General features: G+C 38.0%; 22 protein-coding genes, 1 tRNA gene, 1 other RNA gene and 1 other annotated feature. Of the genes, 16 read left to right on the forward strand and 8 right to left on the reverse strand.

Going from position 1 to position 22,093, the window contains the following annotated elements; genetic code table 11:
* Positions 1–353: 353 nt before the first annotated feature.
* From guaB to asnB, 3 genes are all read left to right on the forward strand, one after another.
* The gene (gene guaB / locus LZ480_RS19380) at positions 354–1,820 is read left to right on the forward strand and encodes an IMP dehydrogenase (protein ID WP_241371187.1); all 1,467 of its coding nucleotides are present in this window, start codon (positions 354–356) and stop codon (positions 1,818–1,820) included.
* Between the two features lie 139 nt (positions 1,821–1,959).
* A complete protein-coding gene (locus LZ480_RS19385; RefSeq protein WP_241371188.1) occupies positions 1,960–3,294 on the forward strand; it encodes a D-alanyl-D-alanine carboxypeptidase family protein in 1,335 nt (444 codons plus the stop codon).
* 114 nt (positions 3,295–3,408) lie between these two features.
* Positions 3,409–5,232, forward strand: coding sequence for an asparagine synthase (glutamine-hydrolyzing) (gene asnB, locus LZ480_RS19390; RefSeq protein WP_241371189.1), 1,824 nt, complete (start codon positions 3,409–3,411; stop codon positions 5,230–5,232).
* A gap of 43 nt (positions 5,233–5,275) precedes the next feature.
* On the opposite strand, the gene pdxR is transcribed toward asnB, so the two are convergent.
* Positions 5,276–6,670: a MocR-like pyridoxine biosynthesis transcription factor PdxR gene (pdxR, locus tag LZ480_RS19395; RefSeq protein ID WP_241371190.1), complete on the reverse strand. Its 1,395-nt coding sequence runs from the start codon at positions 6,668–6,670 to the stop codon at positions 5,276–5,278.
* A gap of 229 nt (positions 6,671–6,899) precedes the next feature.
* Positions 6,900–7,114 (forward strand) — a binding site (T-box leader).
* 97 nt (positions 7,115–7,211) lie between these two features.
* Between pdxR and serS the strand changes: the two genes are divergently transcribed.
* From serS to LZ480_RS19410, 3 genes are all read left to right on the forward strand, one after another.
* Complete coding sequence (gene serS, locus LZ480_RS19400; RefSeq protein WP_241371191.1) at positions 7,212–8,504, forward strand: serine--tRNA ligase; 1,293 nt, start codon at positions 7,212–7,214, stop codon at positions 8,502–8,504.
* A 66-nt stretch (positions 8,505–8,570) separates the two neighbouring features.
* Positions 8,571–9,005, forward strand: coding sequence for a GNAT family N-acetyltransferase (locus LZ480_RS19405; protein ID WP_241371192.1), 435 nt, complete (start codon positions 8,571–8,573; stop codon positions 9,003–9,005).
* Between the two features lie 88 nt (positions 9,006–9,093).
* Positions 9,094–9,945 (forward strand): hydroxymethylglutaryl-CoA lyase, encoded by an 852-nt coding sequence (locus LZ480_RS19410; protein ID WP_241371193.1) that lies wholly within the window; start codon positions 9,094–9,096, stop codon positions 9,943–9,945.
* Between the two features lie 147 nt (positions 9,946–10,092).
* On the opposite strand, the gene LZ480_RS19415 is transcribed toward LZ480_RS19410, so the two are convergent.
* Entirely contained in the window at positions 10,093–10,758 is a 666-nt protein-coding gene (locus tag LZ480_RS19415) for a YwaF family protein (RefSeq protein WP_241371194.1), read from the reverse strand.
* A gap of 10 nt (positions 10,759–10,768) precedes the next feature.
* Positions 10,769–11,269: a tRNA adenosine(34) deaminase TadA gene (tadA, locus tag LZ480_RS19420; RefSeq protein WP_241371195.1), complete on the reverse strand. Its 501-nt coding sequence runs from the start codon at positions 11,267–11,269 to the stop codon at positions 10,769–10,771.
* A 137-nt stretch (positions 11,270–11,406) separates the two neighbouring features.
* Here tadA and LZ480_RS19425 point away from each other — a divergent pair, with 137 nt between their 5' ends.
* From LZ480_RS19425 to LZ480_RS19435, 3 genes are all read left to right on the forward strand, one after another.
* The gene (locus LZ480_RS19425) at positions 11,407–11,556 is read left to right on the forward strand and encodes a hypothetical protein (RefSeq protein WP_241371196.1); all 150 of its coding nucleotides are present in this window, start codon (positions 11,407–11,409) and stop codon (positions 11,554–11,556) included.
* A gap of 124 nt (positions 11,557–11,680) precedes the next feature.
* Positions 11,681–12,316: a deoxynucleoside kinase gene (locus LZ480_RS19430; protein WP_241371197.1), complete on the forward strand. Its 636-nt coding sequence runs from the start codon at positions 11,681–11,683 to the stop codon at positions 12,314–12,316.
* A complete protein-coding gene (locus LZ480_RS19435; RefSeq protein ID WP_241371198.1) occupies positions 12,316–12,984 on the forward strand; it encodes a deoxynucleoside kinase in 669 nt (222 codons plus the stop codon). Before LZ480_RS19430 ends, LZ480_RS19435 begins: the two co-directional genes overlap by 1 nt.
* 49 nt (positions 12,985–13,033) lie before the next feature.
* On the opposite strand, the gene LZ480_RS19440 is transcribed toward LZ480_RS19435, so the two are convergent.
* Positions 13,034–13,411 carry a sodium:proton antiporter gene (locus LZ480_RS19440; protein ID WP_241371199.1) on the reverse strand — a complete coding sequence of 126 codons (378 nt, stop codon included), beginning with the start codon at positions 13,409–13,411 and terminating at the stop codon, positions 13,034–13,036.
* A 154-nt stretch (positions 13,412–13,565) separates the two neighbouring features.
* Here LZ480_RS19440 and LZ480_RS19445 point away from each other — a divergent pair, with 154 nt between their 5' ends.
* Positions 13,566–14,183, forward strand: coding sequence for an RraA family protein (locus LZ480_RS19445; protein ID WP_408641643.1), 618 nt, complete (start codon positions 13,566–13,568; stop codon positions 14,181–14,183).
* A gap of 51 nt (positions 14,184–14,234) precedes the next feature.
* Here the strand turns inward: LZ480_RS19445 and LZ480_RS19450 are convergent, their stop codons facing one another.
* From LZ480_RS19450 to LZ480_RS19465, 4 genes are all read right to left on the reverse strand, one after another.
* The gene (locus tag LZ480_RS19450) at positions 14,235–15,473 is read right to left on the reverse strand and encodes a cation:dicarboxylate symporter family transporter (RefSeq protein ID WP_241371208.1); all 1,239 of its coding nucleotides are present in this window, start codon (positions 15,471–15,473) and stop codon (positions 14,235–14,237) included.
* A gap of 110 nt (positions 15,474–15,583) precedes the next feature.
* A complete protein-coding gene (locus LZ480_RS19455) occupies positions 15,584–16,462 on the reverse strand; it encodes a response regulator (protein ID WP_241371201.1) in 879 nt (292 codons plus the stop codon).
* Position 16,463: 1 nt separating this feature from the next.
* Positions 16,464–17,723 (reverse strand): ATP-binding protein, encoded by a 1,260-nt coding sequence (locus LZ480_RS19460; RefSeq protein ID WP_241371202.1) that lies wholly within the window; start codon positions 17,721–17,723, stop codon positions 16,464–16,466.
* Positions 17,724–17,915: 192 nt separating this feature from the next.
* Positions 17,916–18,008, reverse strand: a tRNA-Ser gene (locus tag LZ480_RS19465).
* Positions 18,009–18,162: 154 nt separating this feature from the next.
* Between LZ480_RS19465 and ffs the strand changes: the two genes are divergently transcribed.
* The 6 genes from ffs to LZ480_RS19495 all read left to right on the forward strand — a co-directional run bounded on the left by ffs (position 18,163) and on the right by LZ480_RS19495 (position 21,948).
* An RNA gene (ffs, locus tag LZ480_RS19470) (signal recognition particle sRNA large type) lies at positions 18,163–18,430 on the forward strand.
* Between the two features lie 198 nt (positions 18,431–18,628).
* A complete protein-coding gene (gene dnaX, locus LZ480_RS19475) occupies positions 18,629–20,371 on the forward strand; it encodes a DNA polymerase III subunit gamma/tau (protein WP_241371203.1) in 1,743 nt (580 codons plus the stop codon).
* A gap of 27 nt (positions 20,372–20,398) precedes the next feature.
* Positions 20,399–20,713: a YbaB/EbfC family nucleoid-associated protein gene (locus LZ480_RS19480; protein ID WP_241371204.1), complete on the forward strand. Its 315-nt coding sequence runs from the start codon at positions 20,399–20,401 to the stop codon at positions 20,711–20,713.
* Positions 20,714–20,782: 69 nt separating this feature from the next.
* Positions 20,783–21,379, forward strand: coding sequence for a recombination mediator RecR (gene recR / locus LZ480_RS19485; protein ID WP_241371205.1), 597 nt, complete (start codon positions 20,783–20,785; stop codon positions 21,377–21,379).
* A gap of 16 nt (positions 21,380–21,395) precedes the next feature.
* A complete protein-coding gene (locus LZ480_RS19490; protein ID WP_241371206.1) occupies positions 21,396–21,611 on the forward strand; it encodes a YaaL family protein in 216 nt (71 codons plus the stop codon).
* Between the two features lie 64 nt (positions 21,612–21,675).
* Positions 21,676–21,948 (forward strand): pro-sigmaK processing inhibitor BofA family protein, encoded by a 273-nt coding sequence (locus tag LZ480_RS19495; protein WP_241371207.1) that lies wholly within the window; start codon positions 21,676–21,678, stop codon positions 21,946–21,948.
* Positions 21,949–22,093 lie beyond the last annotated feature (145 nt).

The raw sequence follows: 22,093 nt of genomic DNA on the forward strand, positions 1-22,093 counted from the left end.
ATGTTTTCTTTTAAATAAGTTACATAATATATTTAGACAAAAATGACTTTCTACTATAATAAATGTATACGCTTACACTTGTTATAGTAGAATTAATAAATGGGAATTATTATTTTTAGTAAAATAATAAATTCTTATAAAATAATAGTAATATTTTAAATAAATTTTTAGCTCTAACTAAGAAAATAATGAACAAATATAAAAGAGTCTTGGTTGTTGTTTTTTGTAAATGTAAATTTAAAATACGACAGTAATATTCCGAATTATTTTACTTCTTTTAGATTCTTGACAGTCGAGGTTTACGTTGTTAACCTTACAATAATATTCTTTTCTAATAGGAGGCATTCTCAAAAATGTGGGAAACAAAATTCGCTAAAGAAGGTTTAACATTTGATGACGTATTATTAGTACCAGCACATTCTGAAGTATTACCGAAGGATGTTAATTTATCTGTACAATTAACTGCTAACATTAAGTTAAACATTCCAATGATCTCTGCAGGTATGGACACAGTTACAGAAGCAAAAATGGCGATTGCAATGGCACGTCAAGGTGGTATTGGGATTGTTCATAAAAATATGAGCATTGATGAGCAAGCAGAAGAAGTAGAAAAAGTAAAACGCTCTGAGAACGGTGTTATTACCAACCCATTCTTCTTAACGCCAGAACATCAAGTGTTCGATGCAGAGCATTTAATGGGCAAATACCGCATTTCAGGTGTTCCTATTGTTAACAACATGGAAGATCAAAAATTAGTAGGGATAATTACAAACCGTGATTTACGCTTCATTTCAGATTATTCTTTAAAAATTGATGATGTTATGACAAAAGAAGATTTAATTACAGCACCAGTAGGAACGACTTTAGAAGATGCTGAAAAAATTCTTCAACAATACAAAATCGAAAAATTACCAATCGTTGACGATGAAAGTAAATTAAAAGGTTTAATTACAATTAAAGATATCGAAAAAGTAATTGAATTCCCAAATGCCGCAAAAGACAAGCATGGTCGATTAGTGGTTGGCGCAGCAGTTGGCGTTTCTAAGGATACAATGTTACGTATTGCAAAACTTGTAGAAGCACAAGTCGATATTATCGTAATCGATACAGCACACGGTCACTCTCAAGGCGTATTAAACACAATTAAAGACATCCGCTCTGCTTATCCAAATTTAGATATTATTGCAGGAAATGTAGCAACTGCTGAAGGCACTCGTGCATTATTTGAAGCAGGTGCGGACGTAGTAAAAGTAGGTATCGGACCAGGATCTATTTGTACAACACGTGTTGTTGCAGGTGTAGGTGTACCACAAATTACAGCCGTATACGATGCAGCTTCAGTAGCTCGTGAATATGGTAAAACTATTATCGCTGACGGTGGTATTAAGTATTCCGGTGATATCGTAAAAGCATTAGCAGCTGGTGGGCACGTAGTAATGCTTGGTTCACTTTTAGCAGGTACTTCTGAATCTCCTGGTGAAACTGAAATCTTCCAAGGTCGTCGTTTCAAAGTTTACCGTGGTATGGGTTCGCTAGGCGCAATGGAAAAGGGTTCAAAAGACCGTTACTTCCAAGAAGATGCGAAAAAATTAGTGCCAGAAGGTATTGAAGGTCGTCTTCCTTACAAAGGACCTTTAGCAGATACAATTCACCAATTAATTGGTGGTATTCGCGCTGGTATGGGTTACTGCGGTGCACCGGATTTAGAGTATTTACGTGAAAAATCACAATTCATTAAAATGACAGGTGCCGGCTTACGTGAATCACATCCACATGATGTACAAATTACAAAAGAAGCACCAAACTATTCACTCCAATAATTACTAGGCAACTTTCAAACGCTACTATCGTCACAATTGATGATAGTAGCGTTTTTTTTATTAATAAGAGGGCACATTCATCGAGATATGTATGATAAAATGACGTAGACAAGAATTTAATAAATTTGGAGGTAGCTTTGTGAAAAAAGTAAGTAAACAAACGATGTTAAGCTTGATGTTGATTCCGATGTTATTACTGAGCATGTTGACGTTAGCACCTGCTACGACAAATGCAGCGGATGACTTAGGATTAACAGTAGACGCGGCAATTTTAATTGATGCAGACACAGGAAAGATTTTATATGAGCAAAATGCAGAAACAGCTTTAGGTATCGCAAGTATGACGAAAATGATGACGGAATACTTATTATTAGATGCTATTAAAGAGGGTTCAGTGACTTGGGATCAGCAATATAATGTAACTGAGTATACACATAAAATTTCGCAAAATCGTTTATTAAGTAATGTTCCACTACGTGCGGACGGTACATATTCGATTAAAGAATTATATGAAGCCATGGCAATTTATTCGGCAAACGCAGCGACAATTGCTATTGCTGAAACAATTGCGGGTACTGAAACAGAATTTATAAAGTTAATGAATAAAAAGGCAGAAGAGCTTGGATTAGAAAATTATAAATTCGTAAACTCAACAGGTTTAAATAACTCAGACTTGTTAGGAATGCACCCAGCAGGTACAGGAGAAAATGATGAAAATGTAATGCCAGCTCGTTCAGTAGCAAAGTTAGCGTATCATTTATTAAAAGATCATCCTGAGATGTTAGAAACAGCGAAAATCCCGAAAAAAGTATTCCGTGAAGGTACAACGGATGCAATTAATATGTCAAACTGGAACTTCATGTTACCAGGACTTGTATATGCATATGAGGGTGTTGATGGGCTAAAAACAGGGACAACGGACTTTGCAGGTCATACATTCACTGGTACGGCAAAACGTGGGGATACACGTTTAATCGCCGTTGTAATGAAAGCGGTTGACTCAAAAGGTGTTGGTTCATATAAAGCACGCTTTGATGCAACAGCAAAATTATTTGACTATGGTTTCGGTCAATTCTCTAAACAAGAAATTATTCCAGCAAACTATAAATTTAAAGACCAAAAAACAATTCCTGTTACTAAAGGAAAAGCAGATGAAGTAAACATCGCTGTGAAAGAACCAATTTCAGTAATGGTAAAAACAACAGACAAAGATGCATATAAACCATCATTAGTGTTAAATACAGAAGAGCTTGAAGCTGGCGTTGAAAAGGATCAAGTAGTTGGTCAAGTCATCGTTGAGCGTACAGAAGGCACAGATTACGGCTATATCGACGGTTCTGAAATTACAGCAGAAGTAGTTACAACAGAAGCTGTAGAGCGCGCAGGCAAGGTGTCATTATTCTTCCAAGGAATCGGTAATTTCTTTGGTAATTTATGGAACGGTGTATTTGGCTTTGTAAATCCAACTTTATAATTTTAAAAGGGTATTTTTATAAGTGAGTAGCTTATAAAAATGCTCTTTTTTTTCGGACAAATTTTATTCGTGGCATCTAGTTCATACATTATTGTTATGGAGGGATGTATATACATGTGTGGTATTACAGGTATCGTTGATTTTTCGCAAGATCTTTCGAAGCAACGTGCACTCATTACAAATATGACAGAAACAATAGCACATCGTGGACCTGATAGTGATGGTCATTTTCTATCACGACACGCACTATTAGGTCATAAACGACTAGCGATTATTGATTTGGTGACAGGTGCGCAACCTATGACAAAGGGCGCCTTTACAATTGTTTATAATGGTGAGGTTTATAATGCGAATGAGCTTCGCGTACAGTTACAACAATTAGGCTATCACTTTTCTTCGACATCGGATACAGAAGTAATTTTAGTTTCTTATATCCAATGGAAAGAACATTGTGTTGATTATTTAAATGGTATTTTTGCCTTTGCAATCTGGGATGATGAAAAGGATCAATTATTTTTGTGTAGGGATCGTCTAGGTGTGAAGCCGCTGTTTTATGTAGAGCTTAGTACAGGACTGTTATTTGCTTCAGAAATAAAGGCACTGCTCGCACATCCTTCTGTAAAAGCAGAAGTCGATAGTGATGGTCTGGCGGCGCTATTTAGTTTAGGACCATCACGGATACAAGGACATGCAATTTTTAAAGGTATCAAGGAGTTAAAGCCGGGGTATATATTATGTATGAACCGTGAAAAAATGGTGAGTTGGCGCTACTGGGATATTGAAAGTAAGGAGCATATGGACAATGAACAACAAACGATTGAGCAAGTACGACAACTAGTAACAGATGCGGTATGTCGGCAGCTAGTAAGTGATGTGCCGATTTGTACAATGCTTTCAGGCGGACTAGATTCAAGTATATTAACAGCTATCGCAGCAAAGCAGCTTGCATTTCATGATAAAACATTAGCAACATATTCAGTAGCCTATGAGGGCAACAATAAACATTTTCAAACGAATGCCTTTCAAACAACGCAAGATGAATATTGGATAGAAATAATGCAACAGCGTTATGGTACGAAGCATATGCAAATTGAATTGCAGCAAAGGCAGCTTGTCGATGCCTTAACGGATGCGATGCATTTAAAAGATATGCCGAGTATGGCGGATGTTGATAGTTCACTCTATTTATTTTGTAAGGAAATAAAAAAGAATCATGTTGTCGCATTATCTGGTGAATGTGCAGATGAAGTATTCGGAGGTTATCCATGGTTTTATTCACAACAACAAGCCTCATTTCCTTGGTTACGTGCAACAAGAGAGCGGGAAGGATTGTTGAAAAAGAAATGGCAAAAGCAATTACGCTTAGCAGATTATTTACAAAATACCTATGAGGAAGCAGTCGCACAAATGCCGTCATTTGTAGGGGATGAAGAACAACGTAAGCGTCAGCAATTATTTTATTTAAACAATCAATTCTTTATGCAAACATTATTAGAACGTAATGACCGGATGTCGATGGGAGCCGGTGTAGAGGTGCGCGTCCCATTTGCGGATCATACAATTATTGAGTATGTGTGGAATATTCCTTGGGAAATGAAAAATAGTGGTGCAATGGAGAAAGGTATATTGCGCCAAGCATTTCGTGAAGTGTTGCCGTTAGAAGTCGTAGAACGTAAAAAAAACCCGTACCCGAAAACATACCACCCACTTTATACAAAGTTGGTGTCCCAACGTTTAACTGAAAATTTGCAGCAAAAAGATTCCGTACTTCATGAGTTATTTGAACGTGATCAGCTTGAACAGTTAATCGCAAGTGGTGGCAAGTCGTTTCAAGTGCCGTGGTTTGGTCAGTTGATGGCTGGTCCGCAATTATTAGCATACTTAAATCAAGTACATGAATGGGTAGAGCATTATCGAATTAATATTATTTCCACATAAAAGATCACCTATTGTGCAATAACAATAGGTGATCGAGGCTAAGCTATTTTTTTGGAATCATCCAAACGGCCATTAAATGATGTAATTTCGCTTCAATTTCATCAAGAGGTAAATAGCCAAAGCCTAATAAAAAGGAGCGCTTAGAAGGTCGTTTTGCAGTTAAAAAATAGTTTGATAACGGCAAAATATTAATCCCCTTTTCGTTAGCCATTGTTTGTAGTGTTAATTCGGTATGTTCATGATCAAATGAAATTAGTATGTTCGTCCCAGCTGCATCACCTGAAATGGTTATTTGCGGATAGTAGTTTGTGAACACATCAATGCATTTATCGTGCTTTTTACGATAGGTTTTACGCATGCGATTTAAGTGTTTTGCAAAATGCCCATCTTTCATAAATTTCGCCAAAATATGCTGTTCAAAGCGTGGCACCGTGGATGAATAATAATTAAAATGCTCCTGATAACGATAAACAAGTGACGGGGGTAACACAAAATAGGCAACGCGCAGTGAAGGCATAAGTGATTTTGTGAATGTACTTAAATAAATGACTCGATCATGCCGATCCAAGCCTTGTAATGCAGGAATTGGTTTTCCAATATAACGAAATTCACTGTCATAATCATCTTCAATAATATAGCGGTTTTCAGCTTTAGCGGCCCATTTTAAAAGTTGTGTACGTCGGTTAGCTGAAAGTACAGCTCCTGTAGGGAATTGATGAGATGGTGTGACATACACAACGTTGGCATTCGTAGTTTGAAGTTGTTCAATAATGAGCCCGTCTTGGTCAACATCAATAGGGATTGCTACTTGTTCAAGTTGCGTTCTTGGTATGGGGGAGTAGCCTGGATTTTCGAGTGCCAATAGCATATCGTCGCCAAGTAGTTTTAAAATCATAGGTAAAAGCTGCTCCGTACCAGAGCCGATGACGATTTGTTCAGGCTGACACTTTATGCCGCGTGATTGATGGAGATAGTTTGCGATTTCAATGCGCAGTGCAAGTTCCCCTTGGCGTTCACCGGTTTGGAGTAAATGCTTAAAGGGGGTATCAAGTACATCTTTTGCGTACTTACGCCAAATTGTAAACGGAAAGGCATCTTCATCAATTTTTGCCGTAGAGAAATCCGTCGCAAATGCAGTTTGTGTTACGGATTGCTGTGGGGGCAATACCGATGTGATTTCGCGGATTGGTAATGAATCTACTTCTTCAACGAAGTAGCCGACACGTGGTTTGGACATTATATACCCTTCAGCAAGTAATTGCGCATAGGCGAGTTCAACAGTTGTTTGGCTAATATTAAAAAATTCAGCTAGCTCGCGTTTGGAAGGAAGGCGTGCACCGACATGAAGCTGTTTATTGGTAATGGTATTTTTTATACCAATATAAAGTTGTTCGTATAGTGGAATTGTTTGTTCTTTATCTAGTTGAAAAAATAGCATGAACAGTCCCCCTTAACTGACTTGGTTAAAATATTCAATTTAATGATAATGAACAATGTTAGAGATGTATAGTACTTTATATAAATTAGATGGATTTGGCAGTGAAATGATGGAGGTGTAATTTTGTAAGAAATTAATAATTGTACTACATTTTTGTGTGCAACGTGCGTTTTCTAAGCGAAACTTGCATTAACGTATGGTTTATAGTACAGTAAGTTTAAATTTATAAATGAATTCGATGATAGGAAGTAGTAGCAAGCTCGTTTTTCCAAAGAGAGTCAGCGGCTGGTGTAAGCTGATAAAAACACTTGTGAATCCGTCCTTGAGATGCCTTTTTCGAAATTAAGTAGGTTAAGGCCGGCTTACCAAAGTCGTTATTATTTAAGTGGAATAGAGTTTTTCTATTCAATTAGGGTGGCAACGCGGGTAGCTCTCGTCCCTTTTATGGGGATTGAGGGCTTTTTTGTGTTCACTACGCTAATAGATTAACGTGCGAAAGTGCTCGGGATCATCAATTTCATAAACTTTAGGAGGAATAACTATGTTAGATATTAAACGTGTCCGTGAAAATTTTGACGGTGTAAAAAAAATGCTTCTTACACGTAACGAGGATTTAGGGAACTTAGATAACTTCGAAAACCTTGATACGAAGCGTCGTGAGTTAATCGCCAAAACAGAGGAATTAAAAGCTGATCGTAACAAAGTATCTGAGCAAATTTCTGTGATGAAACGTAATAAAGAAGATGCAACAGAAGTCATTGCTCGCATGCGTACAGTAGGTGATGAAATCAAAGCGTTAGATGCCGAATTAAACGCCATCGAAGAAGAATTCAAAGATATGATGATGCGCCTACCAAACATTCCGCATGAGTCTGTGCCTGTTGGTATGGAAGAAGATGATAACGTAGAGGAATACACTTGGGGCGACGCGCCACAATTTGATTTCGAAACGAAGGCGCACTGGGATATCGCAAAAGAATTAGATATCGTAGACTTCGAGCGTGGCGCAAAAGTTACGGGCAGCCGTTTCTTATTCTATAAAGGTTTAGGTGCCCGTTTAGAGCGTGCGTTAATTAACTTCATGATGGACTTACATGCCGACAAACACGGTTATACAGAAATGTTACCACCACAAATCGTTAACCGCGATTCATTAACAGGTACAGGTCAATTACCGAAGTTTGAAGAGGATGTATTTAAGCTAGTGCGTGAAGAGGAAGAAATGGATTACTTCTTAATTCCAACAGCAGAGGTACCAGTAACAAATTATTACCGTGATGAAATTTTATCAGCAGATGTGTTACCACAAGCTTTTTCTGCATATAGCGCAAACTTCCGTTCAGAGGCAGGTTCTGCAGGTCGTGATACACGTGGTTTAATTCGTCAGCACCAATTCAACAAAGTAGAATTAGTACGCTTTGTTAAACCTGAAGAATCTTACGAGCAATTAGAGCTTTTAACAGGTCATGCTGAAAAAGTATTACAACTATTAGGCTTACCATATCGTAAATTAAAAATGTGTACAGCAGACTTAGGCTTTACAGCTGCGAAAAAATACGATTTAGAAGTATGGATCCCAGCACAAGCTATGTACCGTGAGATCTCTTCTTGTTCAAACTTTGAAGATTTCCAAGCGCGTCGTGCCAACATCCGTTTCCGTCGTGAAGCAGGTGCAAAACCAGAATACGTACACACATTAAACGGTTCAGGTCTTGCGATTGGTCGTACAGTGGCAGCGATTTTAGAAAACTACCAACAGGCTGATGGATCAGTAGTAGTTCCAGAAGCATTACGTCCATATATGGGTGGCGTAGAAGTGATTGCTGCAAAATAAGGAATAAAAACACCAACTTGTTTTCTAGCAAGTTGGTGTTTTTTCATAACACTAGGAGGTAGGAACTTGAGGTTTTTATTGTTTGAACAACTAATTCCAATAAACTATTTAGCAAGCTTTCAAGAGGTGCATAAAGCAGTATTTGAAAGCGATGAATTTAAATTTGAAAAGCTACAGCATAAACAAAATTTACTCGCCATTCTAGCAATGGATGGTTCACGAGTGGCTGGATTTAAGCTTGGGTATGAGCATCCTGATGGCGTATTTTATAGCTGGCTTGGCGGGGTACATCCGAATTATCAAAAGCAGGGTATTGCAGCAACCTGTATGGAAATGCAGCATTCTTGGTGTAAGCAGCAAGGCTATACGCGTGTTCGCACATATGGCCGCAATGAAAAAAAGGCAATGTTGATTGTCAATATAAAAGCGGGATTTGATATTGTGAAAACATTCGTTGATGACAAAGGTCGCCAAAAAATTGTATTTGAAAAGGAACTGTAAGGATGTTTAATTTACGTGTTCGTTAAAATTTGTTATATTCTAGAAAATTATTGTATTTTTGAATAGATTTTTGTGAGGAGTGTATAACATGCATTTTCCGAGTCAAGTAGAAATCATTGAAGTAGGTCCTCGTGACGGCTTGCAAAATGAAGCAGTATTTGTCGCAACTGAACAAAAAAAACAGTTCATTGAAAAGCTTGCGCAAGTTGGGTTTAAACGAATAGAAACAGTGTCATTCGTACACCCCAAAGCAGTTCCACAAATGGCGGATGCTGCTGAAATTGCGGCATTTAGCGCTGAGCTTGGCCTAACATTTTTAGCGTTAACACCAAACGTAAAAGCATTAACCCGTGCAACTGAAAAAGGTGTTCCACAAATTGCTGTTTTTGTTGGTGCAAGTGAAACATTTAACGAAAAGAATATTAAACGCTCGATTGCAAAGTCTTTAGAGGAATGTGTGGAAATATTTCAACTGGCAAAGACGCATCGTTTGTTTATTCGCGGTTATGTGTCGATGTGTTTTAGTTGCCCGTATGAAGGGGATATATCATATGAACAAGTGAAGCGTGTTGTTGGTCATTTTGTAATGCACGAAGTCGATGAAATATCAATTGGGGATACAAATGGGCAAGCCAATCCCAAAATTGTTTATGAGCGCTTCTCGCAACTTAAAAAGGATTTCCCAGAAGCAACATTTGTCGCACATTTTCATGATACAAATGGCTTTGCCTATGCGAATATCCTTGCTGCATTGCAAGCGGGGGTAACTAAATTTGATAGTTCGGTAGCAGGTCTTGGCGGTTGTCCCTTTTCACCTGGCGCAACGGGTAATGTTGCGACAGAAAAAGTCGTACAGCTATTTCATGAAATGGGGATTGCAACTGGGGTTAATGAGGAGAAGCTAAAAGAAGCCGTACAGTTTGCGAAAACACTTCGATAAAGACGAAGGTATTATAAAAAAGTGTTCGCAAATAAAGAAAGTATGCTAAAAGTGACAACGCATTCGTGACCAGAGTCGCACGGGCCTCATCCTCGGCGCAAAAGGAATGACCCAGAATTATTTCTAGGCCATCCCCTTTTTCATCCCTTATAATAGATAAAGAACGATCCAAATACTAAAGATAACAACGGCTAAACTAACTAAATACCCCGATGCACCAAACGTATCATACAGCCATTGCAGCGGGGTATGTTTAACCGGCATATTCAAAAACATAAAGTTCGTGTTAAAGGCGGCATTATAGGCATAAATAATCGGTACGGTTAATGCTAAAAAAACAACAGCACGCCAGCAATCTTTAAAATCTGTTTGTAGTTGGCGTTGGCTTACAAGTACGAACACAAATACAATGAGTAGCGTATGGAACACAAAGCTATGAACATGTAAAAAGCCACCAACCACGTCATTTGTCCAACCAGGGAAAATTAGGGCAATCGCAGCACCAGGCAAAGTCAATGTAAATAGCAAAGTCGCGGATGTACGATCAGGAAAATAAGCGTGCCAACCGATAATAAAGATACCGAGTCCACATAAATGGAGTGGCGGACTCCAATAGGAATATTGATTTGTGCTTACTAAGTAAACTTGTTTTGCAAGTTCTAAAAACAGTAGCAGCCAAAAGATAGTCTTTTGAAAAAGTAGTTGCTGTTTGTAAGAAAAAAAACGATAGAAATAGAGTGAAATAATAAAAAACAAACTAATGGCAATAAGCCATGTGAGATGTACAGAATCAAAAATGGTAAATCCATTCATGTAAAATCACCTACTTTTTTTGCTGTTGTTGTCTGAATAATTTCTCCTGTTTTTTGCGTTCGCGTAAGGCGCGGAAAAAGTCTGTTAAAATTTGACCGCATTCATCTGCTAACACGCCTTCTGTTACCTCACATTCGTGGTTGAAGCGTGGGTCATTTAATAATCGATATAACGAATCCACGCATCCGGCTTTTATATCGCGCGCTCCGTACACAACTCGTGGTACGCGTGATTGTAAAATGGCACCTGCACACATGGGGCAAGGTTCTAATGTTACATAAAGCGTTGTCTCCTCTAAACGCCAGCTACCTATTTTTTCGCATGCCTGTTGGATTGCCATGCTTTCCGCGTGAGTTAATGCGTTTTGTGTGGTTTCTCGTAAGTTATGAGCACGTGCAATAATTTCGTCGTTGTATACTATAACGGCACCAATCGGAACTTCGCCAAGAGCTGCTGCTTTTTGTGCTTCTTCTAATGCTTGTTGCATGTAATATTGATCTTTTGTGAGCATGAATTTATCACTCCTTAACATTAGTGTAGCATGATTTGAAATACGCGGGCGACTTTCTATTGAATCATACTATGATAAAGAAAAATGTTTAAAAGGATTAAGAGAGATGGATGTATTACAAACAATGAATGAAGTAAATGCTTATTTTATACGACAGTCAGCCTAATGAACAGGTAAAGGACTATGGAGCGACAAGATTTGAGTTACTAGAGCAACAACAGGTGGAAGAACGTACGAAATTGAAAGCACTTCAACAGCAAGAACAAGCACTAGCCTTGTTTGACTAAAGTATTCTAGTAAAAGAAGTGTTCTTTCGTGAATTCGGCTAAATGGAATTGTTTATTTTGTTGTCTAAAGGGCGTTATGATAAAATGAAACCCATTGACTATAAAAAGAGAAGGAGCACTTCTAATGTCTGTGCCATTTATAACAGTAGAAGGTCCGATAGGTGTCGGGAAGACCTCATTATCTAAGGCCGTATCACAAACGTTTAATTATCATTTATTAAAAGAGATTGTAGATGAAAATCCATTTCTAGGTAAGTTCTATGAAAATATCAATGAGTGGAGCTTCCAAACGGAAATGTTTTTCCTGTGCAATCGATATAAACAACTGTCTGATATCTATCATATATTAGAGGAGCAGCACCCAGTTGTGGCAGATTATCATATTTTTAAAAATTTAATCTTTGCAAAGCGTACGTTAAAGCCTGCTGAGTATGAAAAGTACGAAGCTATCTATAAAATTTTAACGGATGATATGCCAAAGCCAAATATGGTCATTTATTTACATGCGAGCTTAGATACGTTAATGCAGCGAATTGCGATGCGTGGTCGTGAGTTCGAAAAAAACATTACACGTGAATATATGGAGCAACTATCAAGTGACTACCATGAGTTTATTGGTCATTTTGAAAAGATGCATCCTGAAATTCCGGTAATTCAGCTAAATGGCGATGAGCTTGATTTTGTGAAAAACGAAGAAGATTTACAATACGTTCTACAGTTAGTAGAGGAAAAGTTACAACAAAGGAGTTTGCATCAATAATGAATTTACGAGAGAAATATAATATTCCTGCCAATGCGGTAATTACGATTGCAGGAACAGTTGGCGTTGGGAAGTCGACAATGACTAAGGCACTAGCAGACGCATTAAAATTCCGCACGTCTTATGAAAAGGTTGATACAAATCCTTATTTAGATAAATTTTACGATGACTTTGAAAAATGGAGCTTCCATTTACAAGTGTACTTTTTAGCAGAGCGCTTTAAAGAACAAAAGCGTATTTTTGAATATGGCGGTGGTTTTATTCAAGATCGTTCCATTTATGAAGATACAGGCATCTTTGCCAAAATGCATTTCGATAAAGGTACAATGACGCCAACAGATTACGAAACTTATACGAATCTATTCGATGCGATGGTGATGACACCATACTTCCCGCATCCTGATTTACTTGTGTACTTAGAAGGTCCAATTGATGCTGTCATTGGCCGAATTCAAGAGCGTGGACGTGAGATGGAGCAGCAAACACCACATACGTATTGGGAGGAAATGCACGGTCGTTATGAAACATGGATTAACAATTTTAATACATGTCCCGTATTACGGATCGATATTAATGACTATGACCTATTGAAAAACCCAGATCAAGTGGAGGATGTTGTAGCACGTATTGGTCATATGCTAGAGCAAACAACTCACTTACGTAAATGATAAAAAAGGGCACCATTCTATGAATCAACTTCATAAAATGGTGTCCTGTTTATTTTAGCCATAATATGATAAACACCGGGATCATGATAAGTAAAAATACGAAGAAGCTCCACAAAATTTGCTTTCCGGGCGACATATTTTTAGGCTTTATGCTAATTGATTCATAGAGTGCATTAATGGCGTGTTGCTCTTTTTGATAGAGCATTGTTTGAAAGTCTGCGTAATTTTCAATATAGGACGCAGGATTTTCGAAATGAAAACGAATGGCACGAATATCATCAGTGATATCTTGATCCTTATGCATGTACGTAATCGTTGGGGCGATCCCACCTGTTAAGCGTGCAATAACATCGATGTCGAATGTTTTCATTTGGTATATTGTTTCGCCTGCATCATTGATAGTGTCTTCAATGAGTGGATTGATCATCGGAATTCCCCCTTTATTTCATTGTAGTATGCCCTTAACGGATATATTTGTAACGGTTTAGGAAAAAAATATTGCGAGAGAAAAGTTGTATCACGTATGCTAAAACTGTCTATAAGTTTAGACAGTATAGTCAAAAGGGGATGAGATTATGACAATGGCAACGATAGAACATCGCTTATTAGCACTACCAACAACGGCGATTTCTGATGCAACAGGGGGACATACAAATGTTACTGCAAATATTCGTCCATTGGCGGATCATTTTAAAATCGCGGGTCGCGCATTAACAGTGCGCTTACCAGACGGGGAAAATGGCGCGGTGCTAGAAGCAATCAGCAAAGCAAGTAAAGGGGATATTTTAGTTATTGATGCAAAAGGAAATACCAATCGTGCAGTAGCAGGGGATTTTGTTATGCAACTAGCACAAGGGGTTGGGGTGCAAGGTTTTGTGGTAGATGGGGTAATACGTGATTTAGCAGCAACGCGTCTGATTGATTTCCCGGTATTTTCATTAGGTACAACAGTCGCTGCAGGGAATAAAAACGGCGGCGGTGCGGTAGGTGTATCAGTGTCAGTTGGTGGAGTAGTTGTACAATCAGGTGACTATGTAATTGGGGATATTGATGGGGTGATTATCGTGCCACAAGAAGATATTGAGCACGTTATTGAAATTGCAGAAGCAAAAGTACAAAAAGACAAAGCACGCGAACAAGAGGCACTACATAATGGGGAAGAATCAATTCGTACCTATTTAGCAAAAGTCGTAAAATAATTAAAACGCCGAGTGTAGAGGCCTCACCTCATACACTCGGCGTTTTGTAAATTACTTTAAGTTAGCTGCTTGGTATTCAGCAAATTGCTTCTCGTCGAAACGTTTTTCCCATTTTGCGATAACAAGGGTTGCTAATGTGTTTCCTACTACGTTTACAGCTGTACGAGCCATATCTAAAATACGGTCAATACCTGCGATAAACGCTAAACCTTCAACTGGAATTCCTACAGAGCCTAATGTTGCAAGAAGTACAACAAATGATACTCCTGGAACACCAGCAATCCCTTTAGATGTCACCATTAATACAAGCATTAATGTAATTTGTTCCATAATCGAAAGGTCAATACCATACATTTGCGCAATGAAGATGGCCGCGATTGCTTGGTAAAGTGTCGAACCATCTAGGTTGAATGAGTAACCTGTTGGAATAACGAACGATACGATATCCTTTGGTGCACCCATTTTTTCTGTTTTTAACATAATGCGAGGCAATACCGTCTCTGATGAAGAAGTAGAATATGCCAGTAATAACTCATCTTTAATCATACGGATTAATTTGAAAATATTAATACCGAAAATACGTGCTGTAATACCTAGTACAACGATTACGAAGAAAATCATCGTTGCATATACTAATATTGCTAATTTCCCTAACGGTACTAGCGAAGATAAACCAAATTTGGAAACGGTTACACCAATCAGTGCAAAAACCCCTATTGGAGCAAACTTCATGACTAAATTTGTAACCCAGAACATGGCATCTGCTGTACCTTGGAAGAATGCGAGTACAGGTTTTCCTCGTTCTCCAATTGCTGCTACCCCTAAACCGAAAATAACAGAGAAGAAGATAATGGCAAGCATATCACCTTCAGCCATTGCATTTATAATATTTTTCGGTACGATATCCACGAGGATTTGGAAGTGGCCTTTATCTTCCTGGGCTTCAGTAGTTTCTACATAAGAAGAAATATCCGTTTGCTGAAGCTCGTTCATGTCGATGCCAGCACCAGGTTGGAAGATATTCGCCGATAATAAACCAACAACAATTGCCACTGTTGTAATGACTTCAAAATAAATAAGTGTTTTACCACCAAGACGACCTAGTTGTTTTATATCGCCCGTTCCAGCAACACCAACGATTAATGTCGAAATAATAATCGGTACAACGATCATCTTAATTAAGTTTAAGAAAATATCGCCAAGTGGTTGTAGGTAAGTTTGTACGTTTGTGTTGCCATAAAACACAGCACCTACAATAATACCTAGAACTAAACCAATTAAAATTTGCATAGCTAAACTAATTTTAATCTTTTTCAATAGTAGTACCTCCTAGAAAGTGATAGTTAGGTCAAGCCTAGTATTAAGTTTATAGCATGGTTACAAAATCCGACAAAATCCGACTAATTTACTTTACTAATAATTTCTGAATATAAGACTTGAATGAATTTTTTAATATTTACCTTCGCTTTCCGCTGGTCATTATTTTCGATTTGCTGCATTAAATAACGGATATCAGTTAAGTCGAAATAGCGCGGTGTATAATATTCAAATTCTGCATTCGTATAGTCCACAATACCAAGGTTTGCTAAGTTAATCATTGCGGCTAAAATCGTTCGGCGCACGCGTTGCTCAATCGCTTTAATTTCTTTTGCGATATCATCGGGTGTTGTTTTTGTGAGCATCGCTACTTTTTCATATATCTCTTTTAAAGGAGGGAGTGGCGCAATTTTATGCTTTTCAATTAATAGCTGTTCAATAATATTTATTATCTCTTCACTGCCGACCTCTGCGACGATGCCCATGTCATTTAAAATCGATTGAATATGTTCGCGTGTCGTCTTTTTTGAATGTTCTATTTCAGGAACTTCAAAATTATTTAAGGATTGGCGAATGATTTGGAGTGAACTTTTTAAGCGAAATTGTTCTGCCGTGCGCTGCAAAACCATTTGTACTTCCACTTTATTAATGGGTTTATGAATAAAAAACTCGATGCCTTTTGCGTAGCTTTCTGCAACCATGTCCTTATTAACAACTTGCGAAAGCATAATGAAAAGCCCTTTAAAGCCGTTTTGATGTAGTCGCTCAATCGTTTCAATCCCATCTAAATTTGGCATTAATAAATCAATAAGCACAAAATCTGGCTGCATCATTAAAATTTGAGGGATGGCTTCGGCACCATCAACTGCTTCACCAATAACGGTACCTAATTCACAATCATTAATAATAGCACTTAACATAACACGGCTTGCCCGATCATCATCTACAATAAAATAGCGCATGTTAAAACCCCTTTCTTAAATTAATCGTTGGGATATTGATGACAAAGCACGTTGTATTATCACTTGCAACAGTAATCGTACCCTCTAGGTTTTCAATAATTGTTTTTGTATGAGATAGGCCAATTCCTGTAGATGCCTGGCCTTGCTCGTTAAATTTTGATGTATAACCAACATCAAAAATAATCGGTAGTAATGTAGGTTCAATTCCGACGCCATTATCTTCTATTACAAAGTTTGTAATGTTTTCTTGAATTAATACGCTTAGTGTAATGAAACCTTGCTTTGGAATGGCTTCGACCGCATTGGCCATGATGTTATTTAATACAGCTAATAGCGCGATATGCTCCTTCGTAATGAAGTCATCTGGACAAATGAGCGTAAATGAAATGTTTTTCTTCAAATGATTTGCGTAGTTTTCGTTTGCCTCTACAATAAAACTTAGTAAATCTGACAAATAAAAATGTGTTTTATACTCGGTATCGGTTATTTTAGCAAGCCCTGCGTATATGCGTTCATGATCCTTTTTTATTTCATGTATTTCCTGCGCGATGGTCAGTGCTTCTTTACTAAGTGCACTATCCAGGGGCATTAGCTTTTTGTATAACTGATAACTATTGGCGGTTAGCTGCTCGACTTGGTTCATCGATTTTTGAATATAAAGTGTCTCTACATAAAGCTCAGAATGAATTGCCATTAATTGCTGTAACTGCTTTTTTTGTTCACTTAGTGTAATCATGCTATAAACGCCGACAACGAAGAAGCTACGAAGTAATCCGACGATAATAAAAATTAATAACGAAGAAAAGGTCTCTTGTTCAGTTGCGAGTAGAAGTTCTGTTGTGACATGTTCCAATGTATTAGATATTACTTCAAAAGCCGTTCCACAAAGACCAAGTAAAATTGGTTGCTTCTTTAAATCGTCTAACTGAATAAATTTAAAGCATAAAGCATAGGTCAAATAAAATAAGCCCGCAGGTAAATGCTCAATAACTTGGGTACTAAATGAAGCATTATGTAATAATACATCTAAAAAAGAGCGTTCAATGATGACAAAAAGTGCTGTAAAGATGCCAGTCCACAAAATTGGCAAAGAATAGACTAGCAATGCAAAGAAGAAAATAACACTCCCTAAACCAAAGCGGAAGGGCACATTTTCAAACGGGATAATTTTGATTTCGCCACCAAGTGCTGTTAATAAGGCAATGAGTAGCATAAATAATAAAGATTTCGTCGTTTTTATGCGCGGTTGTGATGTTTCCAAAAAATAACCACCTTATCATTGTTGACTGAATAACTAATTGTACAAGAAACGGCTAAAGAAATACAAAAAAGTACTACTTCTCTGATATAGAAATAGTACTTTTTGATTTATTTTAAAAGGATACTTTAGCGTAATTGAATTTGAAGACATAAAAAAAACCGTTACATCGTTGTAACGGGTTAGGATCAAAAATGGAGGAGGTAGAGGGATTCGAACCCCCGCGCGGTGTTACCCGCCTGTCGGTTTTCAAGACCGATCCCTTCAGCCAGACTTGGGTATACCTCCAAAATATATAATGTCTTTTCGACAAGATTTAATTTATCACGAATCAAAACGAGCGTCAAGACGATTTTTTAATAATGTCGTTATTTTTACAAACTTAAAAATTATAAGGACATTTCGTTGCATTTTATGATGGTGCTTAGTATACTAATACTTGCCGTGCTAGATGGGGAGGTAGCGGTGCCCTGTAACTTGCAATCCGCTCTAGCAAGATTGAATTCCTTTTCTGAGGCTGTCCGTATTGTTTGGTCTGCCTTTTGCACGTAGTGTTGACGGTTGGGTCCTGCGCAATGGGCATCCATGAACCATGTCAGGTCCGGAAGGAAGCAGCATTAAGTGGTCCCGCCCATGTGCCGCGGGGTAGCCTAACTTGAGCTGTCGACAGGAGTAACGCTTATGTGCGGCAGTCGAAGAAAGGTGCACGGTATAAATCTTCCAATAATCACGCATTCACTTTTAGGAGTGAATGCGTTTTTTCTATTTTAAGCGTGTGTGTAGTTTCGAATTAATAGAGATACAAGGGCACTTTTTAATTTGTATTCTGTGCGTTATATTTCAAAGAGTTTCGTATGACTTTATGCTATACTAATTGTATGAATTTTTAACGAAGGGAGAGGGAAAGGTTGACATATCAAGCGTTTTATCGTGTGTATCGTCCACAGTCATTTCGTGAAATGTCAGGGCAAACACATGTAAAGAGAACCCTTCAAAATGCTCTCCTTGCTAGCAAGACTACGCATGCCTACTTATTTTCTGGCCCACGTGGTACCGGAAAAACGAGTACAGCTAAAATTTTTGCCAAAGCATTAAACTGCGAAAATGCACCTGCCAAAGAACCGTGTAATGAATGTGCTACATGTATAAGTATTACAGAGGGCTCCCATACAGACGTCATTGAGTTTGACGCGGCATCGAACTCACGAGTGGAAGAAATGCGTGACATCATTGAAAAAGTCCGCTTTGCACCGGCTGATGCGCGCTTTAAAGTGTATATTATCGACGAGGTGCATATGCTTTCTACAAGTGCCTTTAACGCTCTATTAAAGACGTTAGAGGAGCCACCTGAGCATGCAGTCTTTATATTAGCCACAACCGAACCTCATAAACTTCCAGCAACGATTATTTCTCGTTGTCAACGTTTTGACTTTAAGCGACTTTCTTCTATAGATATTGTAGAACGTATGAAGGTTGTGTTAGAGGATATTGAAATGGGTTATGATGAGCAAGCGTTAAAGTCGATTGCGCAGGCTTCTGCAGGGGGAATGCGTGATGCGTTAAGCTTACTTGATCAAGTCGTTTCATTTAGTAACGAATCGGTACAGCTTGAAGATGTACTACTTGTCACAGGTTCAGTAAGCCAAGACGCCTTTTATGAAATCACATTGTCACTTCAACAAAAAGAAGTTGCACAAGTATTAAGTCGTGTGGAAGAACTGATTTCAGATGGTAAGGAGCCGCTACGTTTAGCAGAAGACTTTATTACTTTTTTCCGTGACTTACTTCTATTAAAGACAGATGGAACACTAGAAGATTTATTAGAATTTATTTCACCTGAAGAAAAGTTTGTTATATTAGCACAAGATTTTGATGCAGATACATTATACGGATTTATTGATATTTTGGCTAAGACGCAGCAAGAAATGCGTTTTTCACATCATACAAAAATCTATTTAGAAACAGCGCTATTAAAAATGGCCCAGTATAAAGCGAATGGGAATTCACAAGGTGTAGCCCTTGCCCCGGAATTAGAAGGAAAAGTAGCCTCAATTGAAAACCGTTTAGGTCTGCTTTCTCAGCAACTACAAAATGGTGGAATACCAGCTGCAGCTAAAGAGCAACCTCGCCAGCGCGTACGTCCACAGGGCAATCAGTATAATGCACCAACTGGACGTATACAAGAAGTACTAAAAACAGCAACAAAATCTGATTTACAAAAAATAAAATCAACTTGGGCGCTCGGCTTGTCGAGCTTACAAAAGTCACAGGCGGCTTTACTTGCTGATGCAGAGCCTGTAGCGGCAAATGCGAGTGCTTTTGTGGTAAAATTCAAGTATGATATTCATTGTCAAATGGTAGCAGATAACAATGCACTTGTGGCGTCATTTACTGGGCGTATCGCTTCAGAAGCGGGTGTACAGTATGAGTTATTATGTATTCCAGAACAAGCATGGGGCACATTGCGTGAAAGTTTCATTCGCGATAACGGTTTAGACCAAAAAAATCCAACGCAAGATGAGTCAGCGGATGGATTAATAGAAGAACCTGCTTTTGGCGATGAAGCCGAGCTTCATGCAGCACAAGATCCACTCGTTACAGAAGCAGAACAGCGCTTCGGAAAAGACTTTGTTGATGTTGTCGAAGAATAATTTCAAATTTAAAGGAGGAATTTTGATATGCGTGGTATGGGTAATATGCAAGGCATGATGAAAAAAATGCAAAAAATGCAAAAAGAGATGGTTGAAGCACAAGAGGCTTTAAACGCTCAAACATTTGAAGGTGCTGCTGGTGGCGGTATGGTGAAAGTGGTAATGAACGGTCAACGTGAAATGCTAGAAATTAACTTAGATGATTCTGTAGTAGACCCAGAAGATATCGAAATGTTACAAGATCTAATCGTAATCGCAACAAACGAAGCGTTGAAAAAAGTTGAAGAAACAACAAATGCGACAATGGGTAAATTCACACAAGGGATGAACCTTCCTTTCTAATTTGAATCGCGTCATAAGTAGTGCACATCTCAACATTTTGGGGTGTGCCTTTTTAAAGGAGGGAAATGGATGCACTATCCAGAGCCAATATCAAGATTAATTGATAGCTTTATGAAACTACCGGGAATCGGACCCAAAACGGCTGCTCGCTTAGCCTTTCATGTATTAACGATGAAGGAAGATACAGTCACAACATTTGCAAAGGCCTTAGTCGATGCAAAACGTAATTTAATGTACTGCTCGCAATGCGGTCATATCACAGATATAGACCCATGTCATATTTGTTCCGATAAACAGCGTGACGTAACTATGATTTGTGTTGTACAAGATCCAAAAGATGTTATCGCTATGGAAAAAATGCGCGACTATCAAGGTTTATACCATGTATTACATGGGGCAATTTCACCGATGGATGGCGTAGGTCCTGAAGATATTAATGTCGCATCATTATTAGGGCGCTTACATGATGAGCGTGTTCAAGAGTTAATATTAGCGACAAACCCAACAATTGAAGGGGAAGCAACGGCTATGTATATTTCACGTCTTGTAAAACCATCAGGCATTCGTACGACACGTATTGCTCACGGCTTACCAGTAGGTGGAGACTTAGAATATGCAGATGAAGTAACTTTATCAAAAGCATTGGAAGGCCGTCGCGAATTATAATCAGGAGGCAACATAGATGTTTTTTTCGCGTAAAGGGAAACTTAAAAAAGAGTTCGATGATAAACTAGTTTCTTCTTTTAAAGAAACAAAAGAAGAATTACACAGTGCAAAAGTAATTGAAGAATTAATGGATGATTATAGCTTAGATGTCATTGCAGAACGGAAAAAGGCCGAAAGCATTCACTTCTACTTGTATAAAGAAGCGCGCGTACGTCGTGTGTTAATTAAATAAATATTATTGAAATAAGAAACAAGCCAGTCGCATAAGCTACCATTAAAAAAACAAGGATGGTGCTGTGCGTTACATAGTAATTGCGATGTGTTTTGTTTTCTTATTTCTTTTTTTTATGAATAAAGAAGCTCGTGGGAAAGTAATTGAATATTTAGCGTGGTTTTGGTTTAAATTCGCCGCAGTCATTGCTTTATTGTTTGTCATTAATTATATTTTTAGTTTTGTAAAATGGGGGGTACAGCTTCCAATTAACCTATTTTCAGTAGCAACAATCACAATTTTAGGACTTCCAGGAATCATTTGTGTAAGTTTTTTAATGATAATGAAAAAAATTTAATAAAAAGTGTTGCAGCATTTTAAAAATGATGGTATATTATTTTAAGTCGCAAGGGCGACAAACAATATCTAAAAAATCATCGAAATAAATTATTGACACAATACTTTAAAGGTGATATGATATAAAAGTTGTCACAAACGACAAT

Origin of the sequence: Solibacillus palustris (assembly GCF_022549215.1) — a bacterium.
Taxonomy (GTDB): Bacteria; Bacillota; Bacilli; order Bacillales_A; family Planococcaceae; genus Solibacillus; species Solibacillus daqui.